Raw genomic sequence first — 18,908 nt, forward strand, 5'->3', positions numbered from 1 at the left:
GCCATGGGGCGACGAAACCCGAAGTTAACCGGCGGAGGGGGGGCCTGGCGCTGTTGATGGGCGGTGAAGAGGCTAGAGCCCTCAACGCAGGGCGATGCCCGTGCGGTTAAACCATCGCGCTGACGCTTGGGGGATGAGTAGCTGGAAGGGGGAGGTGGTTTAAGCGGCGCGGTCTGGGCCGGGTTAGAGGCATTAACGCAGGGCGATGCCCGTGCGGTTAAACGAAAAATAGGAGGCCTACGCCTTGGAGGCGATCTTGGACCACGTGTCTTTCAAAGTCACAACTCGGTTATAGACTAATTTGCCGGGTTGTGAGTCCTTAACGTCGACACAGTAGTAGCCGTTTCGCTCAAACTGAACTCTTGCGCCCAGGTCTTGTTCGAGCAAAATCGGTTCTACCTTCGCGGTCACGACCTTCATGCTGTCCGGATTGATGTTATCCAGGAAGGTTTTTCCTTCCTCTGCATGTTCAGGGTTATCACTCAGGAAGAGCCGATCATAGAGCCGAACCTCGACATCACCCGCATGAGAAGCCGATACCCAGTGAATGGTGCCTTTCACTTTCTTTTGGCTCGCAGTAGGACTACCGCTCTTGGTCTCGGGATCGTAAGTGCAGTTTAACTGTACGATGTTGCCAGATGCATCCTTGACGACTTCATTGCATTGAATGACGTACGCGTAGCGTAATCTGACTTCTCCGCCCGGTTTCAAGCGGAAGAATTTCGAGGGAGGGTTCTCCATGAAGTCTTCACGTTCGATAAAAATTTCCTTGGAGAAAGGAATCGCACGAACGCCAGCAGTCTCGTCTTCTGGATTGTTGACAGCCTCGAGAAACTCAGGCTCATCAGGATAGTTTGTAATCACAACCTTGATCGGATCGAGGACTGCCATGAATCGGGGCGCGATCGCGTTCAAATGGTCTCTGACACTGTTCTCCAAGACAACAACATCGATTGTGCCGTTGAATCGGGCCACTCCGATTCGCTCGCAGAACATTCGCAAACTTTCTGGCGTGTAGCCTCGTCGACGAAGACCGCTGATGGTCGGCATGCGAGGATCGTCCCAACCTGTCACATGCTTTTCGGTCACAAGCTGCAGCAGCTTTCGCTTGCTCATCACGGTGTAATTCAAGTTCAACCGAGCGAACTCCATCTGTCGTGGATGGTAGATTTCCAGCGATTTGCAGAACCAATCGTAAAGCGGACGGTGATTCTCAAACTCCAGCGTACAAATCGAGTGCGTTATGCCTTCCAAGGAGTCGCTCTGGCCGTGTGCCCAGTCGTACATAGGATAGATGCACCATTTGTCACCGGTGCGATGATGATGGGCACGCATGATACGGTACATCACAGGATCGCGTAGATTGAAGTTTGGCGAAGCCATATCAATCTTGGCTCGCAGGGTGCGTGCACCATCAGGGAACTCGCCGTTTCGCATGCGAGTAAACAAATCAATGTTTTCTTCTACAGTTCGATTTCGAAACGGACTCTCCGTACCGGGCTCCGTCAGTGTCCCCCGATATTGACGCATTTGATCTGCGTTGAGATCACATACGAACGCCAGTCCCTTGCGGATTAACTGCACGGACCAATCGTAGAGTTGTTCGAAGTAATCGGAAGCGTAGTGGAGATTATTCCATTCGAAACCGAGCCAACGAACGTCTTCCATGATGGAGTTGACGTACTCGTCGTTTTCCTTAGTAGGATTAGTATCATCGAACCGCAGGTTGCATGTCCCCCCGTAAGTCTTCGCCAAACCAAAATTCAGGCAAATCGATTTGGCATGCCCAATGTGGAGGTAACCATTCGGCTCGGGAGGAAACCGGGTCGCGACCTTCTTCCCAGCAAGCGTCGGTTTGGTTGCAAAGTCTTTTTCAATCTCTTGTTCGATGAAATTTTTAACTACCGGTTCTGCCGATTCCTGTTCACTCACGTTCATTGCGTCCTTGTTCGAGTTCCTTTAGCGCGCCTACTTGCCCATTTCGTCCGCTAGATGCGATGCCCCGTAAATGGATCGCAAGGATTCAAGCACGGCGGCAATGTGTACGGAAACAGCTCTACCAACCTTATCGGAATAGTAAAAATCGGCGGGCAAGCTTTCAATGTTTCCATCAAAGATGATCCCAACCATAGCTCCGTCTCTGGACACAACTGGGGAACCGGAATTTCCTCCGATGATGTCAGCGGTGCATACAAAGTTGAGAGGTGTATCCAGCTTTATCTTGGATGCAGCATCGTTCCAACTCTTGGGTAGTACCCAATCCCCTTCGGAGAGGTGTTTCTTTTCGTGCTCAAAAGCCCCTCCCATGGTCGTGCTTGCGGGAATGGATTGGCCATTGGATTCATAACCCCGTACTGCACCGTAAGCGAGTCGCAAAGTGAACGTGGCATCAGGGTAGAGTTTATCTCCCATCGCAGAAAACTTTGCTTCGGTGATTTTCGCGTATGCTTGTCGTTCACGTTCTTCTAGACCGTCTGTCGCTTCATAGACTCGACGGAACTCAGGTTCCAGGTCTCGAGCTAGCACGATCAGGGGATCTTTGGACTCAGCGATTGCAGACAAGCCTCCGGCGGCAAGTTTCTTTCTCTCATCGACCGAGAACAGTTTGGTGCCGGCTATAATTTCGGTCGCCCGCTCACGAGGATTCTTGCCAGCAAGAGCTTTCACGACAACAGGATCGTTCCCGCCGCGATCATCGATCAGTCGAGACAGTTCGTCTGCCAAGGTTGTCCGTTCGAGATCTTCGTAAAGCGGCGCTTCAGAGAAAAGGCCGAGTAAAAGAGAATCTCGCCCGCTATCGCGAAACGCTCGGAGCCGCTCTGCACTTGGTTTGGCATCTTCCGTGGCCATGAGCACCAAGTTTTCCGCGATACCATAAATCTGAGACCTAAGCGAGACAGATTTGTTCAGCCACTCAGCCCGCTTTTTCTGCACGTCGCGAATGGTGTCCCACGCATCCGCCAGCCCGCTCATTTTCGGGTCTGCGGCGATGGCTTTCTTTAGCTCTGCCTCCTCGCGTGCCTTTGCCTCCACGAAGCTGGGATCCTGAATCCCAAGCAGCATGCCAGTGTAGGCTTTTCGAGAATTCTGGATGCTGAATAGATCATCCTTGGCACGACGTTTTTGTTCAGGACCGGCTAGACCGAATTGCTGAAGCAGAATTTCTTTGCGACGAAGATAATTCATGACGCGAGGCATGGAGATGTCTCGTTGAAACTCGATCGCATCTTTCGTGAAGATCCGTCGCGTGCGGCCTGGATTTCCTGAGACGAAGACCAGATCCCCCTCCTTGGCCCCAGCAGGATCCATCTTTAGGAAGTGATCGATTTTGGCTGGCTTGCCGTCCTCGTAAACACGGAACAGGGTCACGTCCAAGTTGTATCTCGGGTATTCAAAGTTGTCCGCATCCCCCCCAAAGAACGCAGCAGCAGCTTCTGGCGCCCAAACCAATCGCACATCGGTATACTGCTTGTATCGGTAGAGATGGTACCGTCCGCCACCGTACAGGGTAACGACGTCGCTTCGGAGGCCCGTTGCATCGAGTGACTCTTTCTCGATGTTCGCCATCGCCGCTTGTCGAGCCTTGCTCGCGTCTTGTGGCGACATGTCTGGCTTGACCGCAGCGTTAACCTTTTCTGTTACATCCTCGATCGAGATTAGCTGATTCAGCTCCAAGTCAGGAGTCTTGATCTCCTCGGCCATCGATTTAGCGAGGAATCCATCTTCGTTGTAGTTATTCTCTGGCGTCGAAAGCTTGTAAAGTGTGTCCGCCGCAACGTGATGGTTGGTCAGGACGAGTCCATTTGAAGAAACAAATGACGCTGAGCCACCAGAGTTGAATCGAACGCTGGAGAGCATGAGGTGGTCAAGCCACTCCTGAGTCGGTTCGAATCCGTAAGTCTCCTTGAGCTGAGTCTTGGGGACCGCATTGAAAAGCCACATTCCTTCGTCTGCTCGAACCGTGGAAATGGATAGTCCGAGTGCAATCGCAATAGCAACCGCCTTTCGATTCCAAACTACATTCTTTAACATCAAGATGCCCCTAGAAATAAACTGAAGACTTCAAACCAATGCCAATGCGAGAACGCAAAAAATTCTAATTCTTAAAACGGTGCGTCGTCGTCCGCGCCGGCTTGAGAGAACTCGCTGTTGATGTCATCCTCGTCCATCTCTGCGGTCCGAGCCCCAGCCTTGGAAAACGTCAACGCTTCTGCACTCAAGAAATACTTAACTTCGCTCGATGGATCCTTCTGCCACTTGCGGCCACTCAGACGGTAAGTCACATCAACCTCGTCGCCGATTCTTAGATCGTCGGCTAATTCACAGCCTTCATTGGTAAACTCCAACGGGATGTAGTTGGTAAAACGCCCCGTATTTTGCTCCAGAACAATCGTTCTCTTTCGGAACCCTTTTTGACCGAAGGTTTTTGTGTCTTCGATGACATGAACGATGCCGCGTACTTTGGGATTTGACATAAGTGGGGCCTGTCGCCGTTAGAAGTGCTAAATCGGTTGCCTAAACTGAGAAACGTAGTGTAACCGATTCCTCTGTTCGCTTGCAGTCCTAGCGGCGTTTTTCCAGGGTAGAGGGATCTTTGACAAGATCCACTACGGGTGGGCCGGTTATTTGAGAGCGATGTTCGCGATAAGAAACGCAACCATCATGAAAAACCAGACGACGTCCAAGAAGTGCCAATACAAGCCGCAAAGCCTAAGGCCAATCGTTCGCTCGTGGTCGTATTTGTCTCGACAAGCATTTATGGCACAAATTGCCAGGGCCGCCACTCCACCAACGACGTGCAATGCGTGAACGAGAATCATGACGAATGTAAAAGCGTGAGCACCGTCAGTCAGGCTGCCCGACTGCAGCATTCCCTTTACAATTCCTGACATGCCCAGAGCTTGGGTCGCCGTGAACAAAAATGCCAATATCGTTGCTATGATCAGCGACGGTTTCACGATCCCTTCTCTGTCGCGTCGGGCGCTGCGGTACGCCAGTTCTATCAGCCCCGATACCCCCAGCAGAACGACCGTAGAAAGCACAAGAAGTGGCGGCAGCTTGAGCGGTGTCGCCTCTATCTCGGCCTCCGGCTTAAGTCGTAAAAAAACATAGATCACATAAAGGAAGATGCTGGCAAAAAAGAACACCCCCAAGGCCGCAAGGAAGAGCCAGGCTCCTTGAAGTGCACGTCGGTCGGCAGGTAACATTCCGTTAACGCGTCCCGAGCCACTATTTCCTTGAGTCAGTTCTGCGGAGGTCACAAATAATCCTGCGTTCTATGGTTGTGCGAAGCAAGCGGCGGCACGCGACAGACTGCTATCTGTTTAAGACCGTCGCAATCGGCCTTCAAGCAACAAACTAAGCCGCCTTAATCTCAAGCCAATTTAGCATCTTGTCAACCGATTGGACGCGACAAGCAACAGAACTCGCACCCACGGAAATGAAAGAAACAAACGCCCCCGAAAAGCACCGACCCGGGATTCGCACCGAGTCATAAGCGGGACACGCTGGAAGTGGAAACGAAAAAACCCCACCCAACCTAGATCGGTCACGCCCGAAATCCGATCACAGCTGAGTGGGGAAGTTCAATGTTTTGCAAGGTCTCGCTCGCTCGCGAGCGACCACCAATAGCGAGCTGGCTGAGCCGCTCACTGATAAGAGAAATATGCCATCATTCATCCCCAGAAGCAAGCCCCACAACAAAACTTTTTTGCCGATTCTTCATATTCCATGCTAATTCCACGTTTTCCACGCGTCTTCCTCCTTGGACATTTGGGCCAGAATTGCTCTATCTGAGATACCAGACGACCAATTGATTTAACCGATACGAACAGCCTCGCACCACGCAAACATTCTGGCTCAAGTCCGGTTTTTCTTTGCGATGGCGCAGGGTTAATTAGCATGAGGGTATGAACAAGATACCATTACACACAAACACAGAACTTCATCACGGCGTCACCGCACTAAGCCTGATTGTCTTGACAATGGGTATTCTTGCGGACTCTCCGGCGATGGGGCAATCTCCGTCACCTGAGAAAAATTTTCAAAATAATTCACACACGACCAACGATCAAGTAAAGCCGATCGCCCGCCAAACGACACCCTTCCAGCAGTCCTCGAACGCTCGCGTGGCACAAAAATCGCCCCGGGTCGACTGGACTACTCTGCCATCGACTTACACACATTCCCCACAAGGAGACCGGGTTGACCAGTTCGCTGTAGCCTCGCCAGACCCGATCTACGAGACTCCCGCTTATATGAGGTCGGGCTATCGACACACTCGCAGCACTTTGCAAGCCGGCTTTAGCTCCGACAACTACCATTCCGTAGAACAATGGGGCGCACCCGTCCGGCCCTATGGCGAGTGGAGATTCCCCAATCGCCCTTTCGCCGTACCCTATGGAATGTGGGGACCGCAGTTACCGCAAGTTGTCGGCGGCGGGCTTGGCTTCCTTCCCTGGGGAATGCCAGGTTTTCAGCAACCAAACCCTGCAGGTTCGGTTCTCCCACCCGGTGCAGGTGCAGGGGGCTTACCCCAAAACGGTTATTTTCCCGGTGGCGGATGGCCTATGCATGGCGTAGGCCCTTTTGGAGTTGGCCCCGGCAACGCCTTATCTCCGACCCAGGATGATTACTACCCACAAGCTCCTTTTCTCCAAGCCCCTCCCATGTATCACCCACTGAACAATGGGTTGGAATAGGCCCGGGCGTCTCCAGCCGTGAAGTGCTACACCTTTCTCACAAGAGCCCTAGCTCGAGGGCTTGCAGGATCCAGTTCCTTAGCGAATCCTCTGTCCGAGATCGCTGCCAACCCAATTGCTCAACCGCTTTTTCCGAGTTAACTTGCCAGCTCGCTGCACTAGCTTCGCGAATCTTATCTCGAGTCAAGGTCAGCGGTGTCTTCGTCACGGAACTAAAAATCTCTCCGGCAAACCCAAGCCCAAATCCAACCGTCTTAGGGAAAGGGATGGAAAGCACGGGGCAATTGAGAGTACTGGAAAACAGCCTCCCGAGATCTCGCAAAGAAAGGGCATCCTCAGTGCTCGCGTTATACACCCCTTTTCCATCAATGGAATCGCCGTCATCATTCGCCGCCTGAACCCGTTCACCTCTATCCGCCACTAGCAACAGTAGTTGCACCAACTCACCGACCTCAATAAACGATAGCGGACTTTGCCCACGGCCTATCATAGGATTCAAGTAAAGCCGCTTCATGGACTGAAGAAGTCGAATAAACTCCTTGTCACCCGAGCCATATACTATGCCCGGTCGCACAATGGACACGGGAAACTTATCCGCATAACTGGCCGCCACTCGCTCCCCAGCCAATTTGCTGCGTCCATAGTCGGAAACAGGCTGGGGTGAATCGGATTCCCTGCGAGCCTCTCCAAGCCTGGCAGGACCAGCAGCCGCAATCGAACTCAACGCTACAAATATGGGGCGGCAATGATGTTCGCTCAACACTTGAAGCAATCGCTCCGTGCCTTTTTCGTTAACTTGCAGCATGCTATCGAGCGTGCCAGCAAGCTTCCCCGCTAGGTGAAACACAACGTCCAATCCCTCTCGAATCTCACCGGGAAACTGCACTTGCTCCGGCTTCTCAAGATCAAATCGAATCGGAACAACTCCCGTTTCGATCAATTTTTTATCACCGGTCTCCGAACGAGAAAAACCATAGACGACGTCGACCGAGCTTCGAAGATGTTTCACGAGATTGGAGCCAATAAATCCCGTAGCTCCCGTCACTAACGCTTTTCGAAATCGCATGGCTATCGTTAAGGATTCGCGAAACAAAACTAGATCTAAGGAAAATATACCATTTCCGATGCCATCAAGCCTGACCATCCGGACAAGACACTCAGACACGACACTAGCATCTTCGTAGCGACTGCCGTTCCCGCCGCTTAGTTGCTGTTACCGCACTTGGCAACATTGATAGTAATCCGCTCACAGCGATTAAACAACGCTTAGCAACAAAACCAGTAGTGAGAGACTGAACAGAGGAAGGAGCTTTAGCTGTCTCGTACGAATCAGAGCCCATGCGCATGATGATGTCCCAATCAAGCCTGGCACGAATAACGCTTGAGGGCACTCCGCAAGCAAGCTGCCAGCTAGCCCGTGCAATGCAAGTAAAACCAAACCACCTATAGGCCATCCCCATAACCAGTACTTGAGAAAGCGGAGTTGCTTTCTTCGGTAATAGCGATCTAAGACTTTCTTCCCATAGGTTCGCTTTCCCTCGACGATTTGCTCTCCACATGATGTGCAGCAACGCGAAGCGAGTACGCGACGAGTGGATTTGGAAATATCTGACTTGCACGCAGGGCAAAAAGGCCCAATGGTGGCCAACCGCTTATCAATCCACCAACACGCAGCAAGCATAATTGCGAAAGCGGGAAGGATTAATAGAGGCGGCGTAAAGTCAGCTGCGAGCTGCCCAAAGTTGCGTTCAGACCAATTAATGATCAAATCACGAACCCATGCCAACCAAGCGAAATATGCGAGCACAAGGCTGATACCGATCGCTCCGGTTACGGTTAAGATCCTCGCTCGAAGGCGTGAAATTCGATTAATCTCGATGGTGGTGAACATTGGATTAACGGTAAAGTTTGAAAGTCAAAGGACTCGTACCGCCACGCATTATAGCACCGTTTTGCAAGATCGTATTTCGCTCCTTGATAAGGCTCGGCATGAGTCATCAGCCAGGTCCCGAGAGTATCCAGACAGCTCTATGCAGAGACTGATTGTAAAAACCTATCGCGGCATACGAATACGAACTAACTCATCGACATCAGCAAGCCCATCGCGATTGATATCGACGTCCGACATTTGCAAGTTGCTGTCGTAATTTCTGAGTTCTACCGGATCCAGCCTTCCGTCTTTATTGATATCAAAGGGTTCAATCTTTTTCCTCACCCAATCTCGCATTCTAGCGCTTGCAGCCGAACTAGTTGTAAAGGACAGCCCCTGCGGATGGGAAAGAGAGATAAAATATTTGAGGTTGAGCGTATCTGGCAACGACTTGACATTGAGTTCTTGCTTGATTGCATCGACTTGCTCCTCGCTTAGTTTGGCTGTGGTGATATCGTCGCTGCCAAATCGGCTTGCAAAGTCGCACCACTTTACAAAGTCAGGTAGGTCTCTCTCGCTAACAGTTCTATCCGCATGGGCACTCATAATCGTTAAGAGAAAAACCAAAACTCGATCTTGGGCGTAGGACTCGGATACATCAATGTTTTCCATGTCCATCATGCTGTCACTTCGCAATCCGAGGGGATCGCTTGGAGCCCATCTTCGATCAATTTTATTTTTAATTTGTCCAGCGGAGGGTTCATTTGAAGCGTAGAATTCCCAAGCATCCCGAGCTAATGGCCAAAGCGTAACCACGGTCCTGAAAAAGGAAGGCTCGGATTTCCATCCGGGCGGAACGGATGATGCTAGTTTTGCCAACTGGTACGCGGGCAAATCTCTGAATGGCCCACCTGTATCGGAAATGGGGATCCTGATAGAATACGCATATTTCGATCCGATCTCATCGGGAACCTCTGCCAATAGACTCGAAATTTTTTTACCAGCCAAGTCGAGTAGCTCAGGATTGCGGCTTTGTATACATCGGTGAATGGCCCAAACACGAGATCCGAAACTGCCACGGTTGCCCGTTAACAACCTAACGGCTGCACGTTTGTCATAGTCACCTAGGTAGCTGGTGGATTTCGTTTCATAAGTATCCCTACATTCTACAGCCAAATCATCGTAAAGATGCGCCAGCGACGGCTTTAGTGATTCCATGGCTGCAAATCGCGAGAATACACTGAGTGCATTGGGGGGGATACTCAACTCCCTCAAACCATTAGACTTTTCGGTTAGTCGAATATTGAGCATTGCAAGAAATAATTCCTGCGCATCGGTTGCGTTCTCGTCGTGCTGCTGCGAAACCCATTCGATTGTCTTTGGAAGAAATTTTAAATCGAAACGAAACGTTAGCTTGCGCAATAATGCTGCACGCTCGGTAATCGGCGTTACTTTGACCTCGTCGACAATTGCCGTATCAATACGAGGGTCCCGCCACTGCGCCATAAGTTCGAACTCCTCGCGCTCGCGAAGTGTCCCATAAAGCTCCTCGAACAATTCCTGATCCGCTTGATCTTTGAGCAAAGCGGTTGCACCGATGACTCCTACTTTCCACTTTTCGTGAGACTTCTCTCGACGTACTAATTTGAGCAATTCGGATAACGGTAAACCATCGTAAAGCGGCTCGATGGAATCCTCTTCTTGAGAACCTTGCGAGCTGTCGGAAGCGATAGGTGTCGACGGTTCTAGTCGCACTCTGGCGATGACCGTCTGCCCCGAAGCGATTACAAAGCTACCGTTCTCGATCGAGATGTTATCACTACTGCTAGCCAGTTCCAATTGGTACTCTCCAGCACGCAGCTTGGTGACGGTGTTGCCGGTCTCGATTTTAAGATTCTGTTCTGAGCCATCGTCGATGCGTCGCAGCTTGATATCCCCCTCGCTCAAGTCGGACTCGACCACCAGTTGCCCCTCCTTGGTCTCCCAGCGTATGATCACCCCGTACAAAACGAACCCGGCCAAGGCCGACAGGATCCACTTGCTCCAGTTTGCAAATCGGTTTCCTCCCCCTGTTGACCGGTTAGAGGAATCTGGATTGGCTTTCCTTACGGGATCGCTTGAGGGAGTTCTCGAATCGCTAGGCATTGACCAGGGGGCGATTCTCGAATCGGGAGGTTCGAATGATGCTTGCTCCTCGGTGTTCATTGCGGTTTGGATCAGGCCCGATAGGTTGGCATTGCCGCACATGGGGGCAAGCTCGGCAGCGACATGCTCGGCACTTTCTGGACGATCGGTCGGGTTGGTCTGCAATAGCCGATTCACTAAATCACACAAAGAAGCCGGCGCATCAGGCCGGAACTCCTGGAGCTTAGGTGGAACGTGATTGGCCAATAGTCTGAGCTTGGCAAATGGTGTCATATTGGGCGAAACCGACAGCGGTCCTCGACCGCAAAGGAGACGAAAGAGGGTGGCACCGAGGCCGTACAGGTCCGCTCGATGGTCGACACCACCTGATCGTTCCGCTTGTTCTGGAGCTATATAGTCCAAGGTCCCGAGAAACTGTCCCACCGTGGTCAGTTCGCTGATGGCACTGTCCCATTGGTCAAACATGACCAGACCGAAATCGAGTACCTTGATCGAACCGTGTTCATCCAGAATGATATTGGAGGGCTTGATGTCACGGTGAACGAATCCTTGGGCGTGTGCGTAAGCCAGGGCCATGGCTGTTTGCCTACCAATCTCGCAGACATCCGGTACCGAGAGTGCTGGAAGCCGCCGCACGAGACGGGACAGATCGAGCCCTCGAACGAGCTCCATTACCAAGTATTGCAGATCCCCATCCTGACCAGCATCAGTCGCCGAAACGATCGACGGATGATGGAGTTTACCGATGGCTAGAATTTCTCTTTCGAAGCGGGCTCGCGCGTCGATCTGGTGTTTAGGAAATCGCACCAGCTTCAAAGCGACGGGCTTGCGCAATTTGGTATGTTCGGCAATAAAGACGGTTGCCATACCACCTTGCCCGAGCGGTTCTAGCAACCGATAGGGGCCGATCTGTTTCTCGGAGCTTGGTCGTTCGGTATTGTTTGACTCGGCAATGTCGTTCGACTCGGCCATGATGCGAAGCGATTTCACCAGATCGCCAGCCTGAGCGTGCGATTCGATTTCCGCCAGCAGTTTGCCGCATCGCGAGCATTCGGCCAGATGGGCCTCGATCCCAGCGATTCGGTCGTCTGAGATTCGTCCGTTCCAGTATTCCTGAAGGGTTTCTTCGTTGCAGCACTCCGTCTGCAAACTTGTTGGATTTACCACGGAAAAGCCTTTGTATTCGTGATGTCTTATTTTGTACACTATACTAGGACGGGTGGTGTGTGACATAATTTTTCCACGTCTGCTTTTTTATGGAATCTTCGAACGCGACCCGAAACAGTTTGCTTGCCAGCGCGAGATCGCAGAGCGCTGACGCTTGGGAGCAATTGGTGCATATCTACACCCCACTTCTGCACGCATGGGCTAGGCGTTTGGGGTGCGATTCCCATGAGGCCGATGATTTATCCCAGGATGTTTTCCAAGCGGCCGCGAGGTCGCTAGATACGTTTCGCGGAGATGGGGTGACAGGATCTTTTCGTGGTTGGCTTTGGAAGATTACGTATCGCAAATGGGTCGATCGATATCGTCGGGAAAGAGGCGAAGCCTCGGCCGTGGGTGGCAGCACGGCAGCTCGCTCGCTAGAGCAGATTGCGGATGCACCCGCAGAGCCGAGCACAAGTGATTTGTTGAACACAACGTTGCGCCGAGCTACTAGCATGGTCCGAAACGAATTCCAGGACACTCACTGGCAAGCCTTTTGGCGATCGGTGATCGAAGGAGAGTCTACAGAGTCCGTCTCCGAGCGATTGGGTATGACTCCGGCATCAGTACGGCAAGCTCGCAGTCGTATTCTCCGCCGACTACGTGCCATCATGGGGGATCTTGGTTGATATTTCGATTGTTCTATCAATGGATTACAATCCCCCTCTGTTTTGGTGCAGCGTTCTGGGAAGAGAGCAGATAGCGGTTGATGTTTGAGGAATCAGATTACGAATGGTTGGCCTGCGACGAAACCATCCAGATTTGGCAAAGAATGCATGCGACGAACGAAGTCACAAGCATTGCGACAGCCGAGCCGACCTCGCTCGAAAGCAAAAGACGAATGAGGCTGCTGCGTGAGCAAGGGGAGCTTGCGGCTCTAGCCAAGAATAAATTTCCGGAATCGCATAATTGGTTTTGGACCCGAACGCTTTTGGAGCAAGCTAGTGATCGCTGGTGTGCCAACGAAACTGCGGCAGATTTTCCCAGCCATGCTGAGGTCGTGGACATTTGTTGTGGTGCGGGAGCTGACACGCTGGCTTTAGCGGCGCGGTGCAAATCGGTGAGAGCCATCGACGCAGCAGCCACGTCGGTGCACTTGTTAAAGGCCAATGCGAAGCTCCAAAATCGCTCGATCCAAAGCAGTTGTCAGTTGGCCGAAGAGGTAACGCTTCATGCGCACGATTATTTGCACATCGACCCCGATAGGCGGACCACCGGCAAGCGAGTCACGGCCGTGGAAGGTCTGCAACCCAGTTGGCCGACTGTCAGGCGGTTGGTCGAGGAGGCCGGCGGCTCATCTATTAAGGTCGCGCCTGCAACACCCTGGAGCGAGCTGGAAATATTGCCCGAGGTGGTTCGGTTTCTCTCCAGGGACCGCTCGGTAAGGCAGCAGCGTTGGCTTTGGGGGCTGGAACGCTGGCCGAGAGGGTCGATCGTTGTAAGTGTTTTGTCGGGGAATACGTGGGTTCACGAGGTATTTCTGCAATCGGAGTTGGACACAGCCTGTTCCAGAGAATCCCTTGCCACAGACGTAGCAGCATTTGTTGCAGACTACGACCCCGGTCTGAGGGCGGCTAGGGTTTCCGGTTTATTGGCAGAAAGAATTGGGTGCCAAATGTTGGACTCGGCGGGAGGTTATTTCACCGCAAACGCGTGCCATCCGCACGGAATGGTGCGTTGGTTTCGGAGTCTCGATCTCCTGACGATGGATGCCAAGAAATTGCGGGCTTATGCCAGATCGGCCGGAGTTGGGGTGTGGGAGCTTAAAAGCCGAGGTGTAGCGGTCGATTTGGACAAGCTTCGAAAGGATCTGCCGACGACTCCAGGTTCGGAGCGAACTCTAACGCTGTTGTTTGCCAAGGTTTGTGGGCGACCGCGAGTGATTGTGGCGGAACCGGTCGGAGGATGGGGAAATCCACTTTCCAATTAGATGGTTCATGGGGTATTCTTTGCAGATATGAATTCCAAGTCACAAATCGTTAGTTGTCCAACGTGCGGCAAATCGTTCAGCGCCGATCCGATTCCTCCCGATATGCCCTTTTGTTCCAAGAGATGCCGGCTGGCGGATTTGAACCGATGGATGTCCGAGGAGATTGGGATTCCTTCGGGGAGTTCCGAACCAGAAGACGACGAGGATTCCAATCCCCCTCCCCCACCGCCGCGAGAATGGCGATTCGACTAACGCTAATCCAACTTGGCGTTTTTCTAGAGAGCTTGAGCAACCACAATGAATCAGCACAACCAACTCCCGAATGAATTTCCTCCAGGCAGTGTAGGGACTCCAAGCGTTGCGATCGATTGGTACCGGGCTGCTCCCTGGTGGCGAGCTGTCTCTCCGGTTTTGAATTTGTCGTGGCGTGCCTCGCACATTTTACTTTGCTGCGCGGGTATCGTTTTGTCGCGAGTTTGTTTTGCGGCTTTGTTTTGGGTCTTTCAGCCTGAGGTGCCTGAAACGGCCATGCATGCCAATTTGGAACCCAACTTTCTAAACTTGTCACCGATTGGCGGGCTAGAACCATCAGCCGCGCCTTATTTCTTGAACGTTTGGGGATACTATCTGGCACCGCTGAACACGTGGCTAAGCCAACCGACACTACGATTGACGGCAACTGCGCTGGCCTACGTCGGGTGCCTTATCGCGATTTGGGGATTCATTGGGGGTTGTTTGACGCGACGGACCGTCGTGGAATGCGGTACGTCGAGCACCATGCCATGGATGGAGACCTTTCAGATCGTGTTCAAACGTTGGCAGTCGATTGCGTGGTCGCTGGCCATGCCGGCTTGCGCGTTGGTCATTGTCATGTTGTTCCCGTTCTTGGTAGGGGTGATCTCCAGGCTACCTTGGGTGGGTGGGGCTATCGCGTGGGTGCTTTTGATTCCGATCATGTTCGCCGTTCTGGGAGTCGCTTGGGTCTGTGCCATCACATTGCTGGGTTTTCCATTCTCGGTCTGTTCGATAGTGACCGAGCGGAGAGCAGATGCGTTTGACGGAGTATCTCGATCGGCAGCTTACGTTTTCCAACGACCGCTTCTATTCCTGTTGCTGATCACTGGGTTTCATTTACTTAGCATTGGAGCTGGGCAGATATTCGGATCGATCATTTGGGTTGGCAAATCTCTGTTGATCGCAGGGCTTGATATGGGGGCATCGATGGAGATGGTCGCCTCGCAATCCTACGTGCTTAACGGCGTTCCGAATCTGATCCTAGCGGGTTTCGCGGTCAGCTTTTTTTGGAGCGCAGCAGCCTCTATCTATTTGATCTTAAGACGCGAAGTGGATCGGACTGAGTACGACCATTTCGACCCAGTGACTAGCGATTCGGAAAGCCGATCAAAAGTAAACGACTCGGCCATGGAAATCGGCTCCGCTAGTTCAGTCCCTAATTCAGACCAGTCAACAGACGTTGGCTAACCCTTCTAAGACTCGAAAAGGACGTGATTCGCATCGATGAGCACTACGCATTCCACCCAAGATAAGCCGTCGATCGAGACACCGTCTCAACCGCTTCTTACCTATTACTTTCTCAGTTGCTTGATCGGATTTCCGGTGATCTTCATCACGTTTCCGATCATGTGGATTCGCTTCAAAACGCTGCGATACGAGCTACAAGAGACGGGAATTCGCATGAGCGTTGGATTGCTGTTTCGCAAGGAAGTTATTGTCGCCTACCGCAGAATTCAGGACATTCACGTCTCGCATAACATCTTTCAACGCTGGCTTGGAATATCCAGCGTAAGTATCCAGACCGCTTCTGGTAACTCGATGCCAGAAATTGTGGTCGAAGGAGTTCAGGCTCCAGACCAACTGCGTGACTGGCTGTACGAAAGAACACGAGGAGCCAAAACCGGCAACACCGTCGATAGAACAGCGAGCCCGAGCGATTCCGGAACAGAGATCGCCGGATCCTCCGAGCAAGTCACCGAGCTGCTACAAGGTATTCGAGACAACCTAGCGTCACTTGCCGAACAGTCCGCCGCACCGAAGCAATCAGGAGGACAGGCATGAACGATTCTTCAACAGCGAAACGGGTGAGCCAGTGGTGCTATTCCGGCGTGTGGGGGTTGCTGACCAGATTTTTCTTGGTTCCCGAACAACCACCCAATTTGCCAGCGTTTGACCAAGAGCATGTCGAGTACCATCGCCCGGCACCGTCGTTCCTGGCTTACAAGAAATTTCAGTTTTGGATTGTATGCCTCATTCTGGATATCTTCTTCATTGCGGTCTGGATTGCGTTCTCGGTTGCTCTTCCGATTTGGGGACTAATAACAGCCCCGCTCTGGTTGGCGTTAATCGTGCTACCAGACATTATCGCCTACATCGCTCTCCACCTTGCTTACGATACGACTTGGTACGTCCTTTCGGATCGGAGCATGAGAGTTCGACGAGGCATCTGGACGATTCATGAGACGACGATCACTTTTGAAAATGTTCAGAACGTGAATATTGTCCAAGGCCCGTTGCAGCGTTGGTTCGGATTCGCCAACTTGAGCGTCAGCACTGCCGGTGGCGGCAGCACCAGCGAAGCCAGCAGCATGGGTGCCCATAGTGGCTGGCTCGAGGGAATCACCAATGCACCCGAACTGCGTCAGCGGATTCTCGAAAAAGCCCAGCACAATGCGGGTTTGGGCGATGAAACCGAAGCGGAACGACACCAGCGGCTGCCCCTCGGTGGCTTTACCTCAGAGCAAATTCAGATCCTCCAAGAAATTCACGACCTCACCGCAAAATGGAAAACGCAAGTTGCGGGATAGCGATTTCTGAAACGGGGCTCTAGGGCTACAATCGGCGTTTGAATACCGGGGTATTTGGGGGGATTCGTCCCCCTTTTCATTTCGTACTGCAACCACCTGGATCGAATGTCCCAACCAAAGCTTCTTGTAACCGCGGCCTTGCCCTACGCCAACGGGCACATCCACATCGGTCACCTCGTGGAATATTTGCAGACGGATATCTGGGTCCGTTTCCAAAAACTGACCGGTCGCCGATGCATCTATATCTGCGCGGACGACACCCACGGAACAGCCATCATGATCCGTGCTCGGCAAGAAGGCCGTCCCGAAGAAGAATGGATCGCAGAGATGCAAGCGGCCCACGAGCGGGACTTTGCCGGCTTTGACATCGCGTTCGATAACTACGGGAGCACCAACTCAGAAGAAAATCGGACCCTTTGCAACGGAATCTGGGCTTCGCTCCGCCAATCCGGGTTAGTGGTCGAGGATGATGTCGAGCAACTATTCGATACCGTGGCAGGCACCTTTCTGGCAGACCGCTTTGTAAAGGGAACTTGCCCCAACTGCAAAGCGACCGATCAGTACGGAGATAACTGCTCGGCCTGCGGAGCGACCTATGCCCCTTCGGATCTGATCGATCCTATCAGCACCTTGAGCGGTTCCACGCCGGTGAAGAAGACCGCTAAGCACCTCTTCGTCAAGCTGGAGATGCTCCACGAGTTTCTAGACTCGTGGACACAGTCCAGTGAACACCTGCAGAGCGAAGTAGCCAATTACCTAAAGGGGCATTTTCTTGGAAAGCCGCTTCGAGATTGGGACGTATCTAGGCCTGCTCCCTACTTTGGTTTTGAGATCCCCGACAGTCCGGGCAATTACTGGTATGTTTGGTTCGATGCACCGATCGGATACATCGCTTCGACTTGGCAATGGTGCAAGAAGCATGGTGAATCGCTCGACGATTGGTGGAAAAGCGACGATACCGAGATTCATCATTTCATCGGCAAAGACATTACGTATTTTCATACCTTGTTCTGGCCGGGAGTTCTCAAGACGGCAGGCTACTCGCTACCCAAGTTTGTCCACATCCATGGCTTTCTGACCGTGGATGGAGAGAAAATGGCTAAGAGAAAGGGGACGCAAATCAATGCGTCGACCTATTTGAAACACTTGGATCCATCCTTCTTGCGATACTACTACGCGTCCAAGCTGGGCCCTCGATTGGACGACATCGATCTGAATCTGACCGAGTTTGTCAACAAGGTTAATTCCGATCTCGTTGGCAAGTTGGTCAATCTAGCGAGCCGCACGGCACGATTCATCGAGGCGGTCGGGCTGTCGGAGACCTACCCTGAGGATGGCGGTTTGTTCCGCGAAGCCGCAGAAGCGGGCGAAAAGATCGCCCAAGCCTACGACCAACTGGATTACGCACGGGCAACGCGATTGATCATGGAGCTTGCGGACAAAGCCAACGCGTTCGTAGAAAATGCTGCTCCATGGACTCTCAAAAAGGATCCTGAGCGACAAAAAGAATTACAGGATGTTTGTACGGTTGTTTTGAACCTCTTCCGACAATTGTGCATCTATCTCACGCCGATTCTGCCTCGCCTATCGACGCAGTGCGGCGAGCTATTGCAATCCCCGATCCAATCCTGGGACGACATCCAAAAGCCGTTAGTGGGCCGCCCCATTTCGAAATTCCAACACTTAATGCAAAGACTCCAACCAGAGAAAGTTCAAATGATGATCGAAGACAGCAAGCCCGAGGTGCCAGCAGCAGACGCCGCTTCAGAAACGCCAGTCACACCAAGCACTTTACCAACCGATTCCGGCGATGCCTTGGCTGCCGAACCGCTAGCCCCGGTTTGCACCATCGATGATTTTGCCAAAGTTGATTTGCGCGTCGCGCGAGTCATTAAAGCGGAAGAGGTGCCTGAGGCTCGCAAGCTGATCAAGCTAACGGTAAGCCTAGGCGGAGATACTACGAGAACCGTCTTTGCAGGCATCAAAGCTGCTTACACCCCTGAGCAATTGCTCGGTCGGCTGGTTGTCATCGTCGCCAATTTGCAGCCTCGCCAAATGAAGTTCGGGCTGAGCGAGGGTATGGTGACAGCCGCTGGTTCAGGCGGAACCGAGGTCTTCCTGCTCGGAGTCGATAGCGGTGCAGTTCCTGGGCAACGAGTTCACTAGACTTCGAACTTCTAATCGAACTTCTAATCGTCAAGTGTTTGTGTTTGAACTAAAATTCGGGGACGGCT

15 protein-coding genes are annotated in these 18,908 nt (G+C 52.3%); 8 read left to right on the forward strand and 7 right to left on the reverse strand.

What is annotated here, in order from left to right; translation table 11 throughout:
* Positions 1 to 237 precede the first annotated feature (237 nt).
* From SH449x_RS11070 to SH449x_RS11085, 4 genes are all read right to left on the reverse strand, one after another.
* On the reverse strand, positions 238 to 1,938 hold the full coding sequence (locus SH449x_RS11070; RefSeq protein WP_482381399.1) for a glutamine--tRNA ligase/YqeY domain fusion protein: 1,701 nt from the start codon (positions 1,936 to 1,938) through the stop codon (positions 238 to 240).
* Between the two features lie 30 nt (positions 1,939 to 1,968).
* On the reverse strand, positions 1,969 to 4,032 hold the full coding sequence (locus tag SH449x_RS11075; protein ID WP_482381400.1) for a S46 family peptidase: 2,064 nt from the start codon (positions 4,030 to 4,032) through the stop codon (positions 1,969 to 1,971).
* Between the two features lie 71 nt (positions 4,033 to 4,103).
* On the reverse strand, positions 4,104 to 4,475 hold the full coding sequence (locus SH449x_RS11080) for a DUF3127 domain-containing protein (protein ID WP_482381401.1): 372 nt from the start codon (positions 4,473 to 4,475) through the stop codon (positions 4,104 to 4,106).
* A gap of 147 nt (positions 4,476 to 4,622) precedes the next feature.
* A complete protein-coding gene (locus SH449x_RS11085; RefSeq protein WP_482381402.1) occupies positions 4,623 to 5,261 on the reverse strand; it encodes a cytochrome c oxidase subunit 3 in 639 nt (212 codons plus the stop codon).
* Positions 5,262 to 5,909: 648 nt separating this feature from the next.
* Between SH449x_RS11085 and SH449x_RS11090 the strand changes: the two genes are divergently transcribed.
* On the forward strand, positions 5,910 to 6,701 hold the full coding sequence (locus tag SH449x_RS11090) for a hypothetical protein (RefSeq protein WP_482381403.1): 792 nt from the start codon (positions 5,910 to 5,912) through the stop codon (positions 6,699 to 6,701).
* A gap of 37 nt (positions 6,702 to 6,738) precedes the next feature.
* Here SH449x_RS11090 and SH449x_RS11095 read toward each other — a convergent pair whose 3' ends face one another.
* The 3 genes from SH449x_RS11095 to SH449x_RS11105 form a co-directional block, all read right to left on the reverse strand.
* The gene (locus tag SH449x_RS11095; RefSeq protein ID WP_482381404.1) at positions 6,739 to 7,866 is read right to left on the reverse strand and encodes an NAD-dependent epimerase/dehydratase family protein; all 1,128 of its coding nucleotides are present in this window, start codon (positions 7,864 to 7,866) and stop codon (positions 6,739 to 6,741) included.
* A gap of 90 nt (positions 7,867 to 7,956) precedes the next feature.
* A complete protein-coding gene (locus SH449x_RS11100) occupies positions 7,957 to 8,592 on the reverse strand; it encodes a hypothetical protein (protein ID WP_482381405.1) in 636 nt (211 codons plus the stop codon).
* A gap of 162 nt (positions 8,593 to 8,754) precedes the next feature.
* Positions 8,755 to 11,883 carry a protein kinase domain-containing protein gene (locus tag SH449x_RS11105; RefSeq protein ID WP_482381406.1) on the reverse strand — a complete coding sequence of 1,043 codons (3,129 nt, stop codon included), beginning with the start codon at positions 11,881 to 11,883 and terminating at the stop codon, positions 8,755 to 8,757.
* 89 nt (positions 11,884 to 11,972) lie between these two features.
* Here SH449x_RS11105 and SH449x_RS11110 point away from each other — a divergent pair, with 89 nt between their 5' ends.
* The 7 genes from SH449x_RS11110 (at position 11,973) to metG (ending at position 18,840) form a co-directional block, all read left to right on the forward strand.
* Entirely contained in the window at positions 11,973 to 12,551 is a 579-nt protein-coding gene (locus tag SH449x_RS11110) for an RNA polymerase sigma factor (protein ID WP_482381407.1), read from the forward strand.
* Positions 12,552 to 12,631: 80 nt separating this feature from the next.
* Positions 12,632 to 13,852 carry a class I SAM-dependent methyltransferase gene (locus tag SH449x_RS11115; protein WP_482381408.1) on the forward strand — a complete coding sequence of 407 codons (1,221 nt, stop codon included), beginning with the start codon at positions 12,632 to 12,634 and terminating at the stop codon, positions 13,850 to 13,852.
* 102 nt (positions 13,853 to 13,954) lie between these two features.
* Entirely contained in the window at positions 13,955 to 14,104 is a 150-nt protein-coding gene (gene yacG / locus SH449x_RS11120) for a DNA gyrase inhibitor YacG (protein WP_482381822.1), read from the forward strand.
* Positions 14,105 to 14,149: 45 nt separating this feature from the next.
* The gene (locus tag SH449x_RS11125) at positions 14,150 to 15,334 is read left to right on the forward strand and encodes a hypothetical protein (RefSeq protein ID WP_482381409.1); all 1,185 of its coding nucleotides are present in this window, start codon (positions 14,150 to 14,152) and stop codon (positions 15,332 to 15,334) included.
* Positions 15,335 to 15,370: 36 nt separating this feature from the next.
* Entirely contained in the window at positions 15,371 to 15,928 is a 558-nt protein-coding gene (locus SH449x_RS11130) for a PH domain-containing protein (RefSeq protein ID WP_482381410.1), read from the forward strand.
* Entirely contained in the window at positions 15,925 to 16,674 is a 750-nt protein-coding gene (locus tag SH449x_RS11135) for a PH domain-containing protein (protein ID WP_482381411.1), read from the forward strand. Before SH449x_RS11130 ends, SH449x_RS11135 begins: the two co-directional genes overlap by 4 nt.
* A gap of 105 nt (positions 16,675 to 16,779) precedes the next feature.
* Positions 16,780 to 18,840, forward strand: a complete 2,061-nt coding sequence (metG, locus tag SH449x_RS11140; protein ID WP_482381412.1) for a methionine--tRNA ligase — start codon at positions 16,780 to 16,782, stop codon at positions 18,838 to 18,840.
* Positions 18,841 to 18,908: the final 68 nt, after the last annotated feature.

This window comes from Brakhagea baltica (assembly GCF_052161605.1).
Classification (GTDB): domain Bacteria; phylum Planctomycetota; class Planctomycetia; order Pirellulales; family Pirellulaceae; genus JBKCUI01.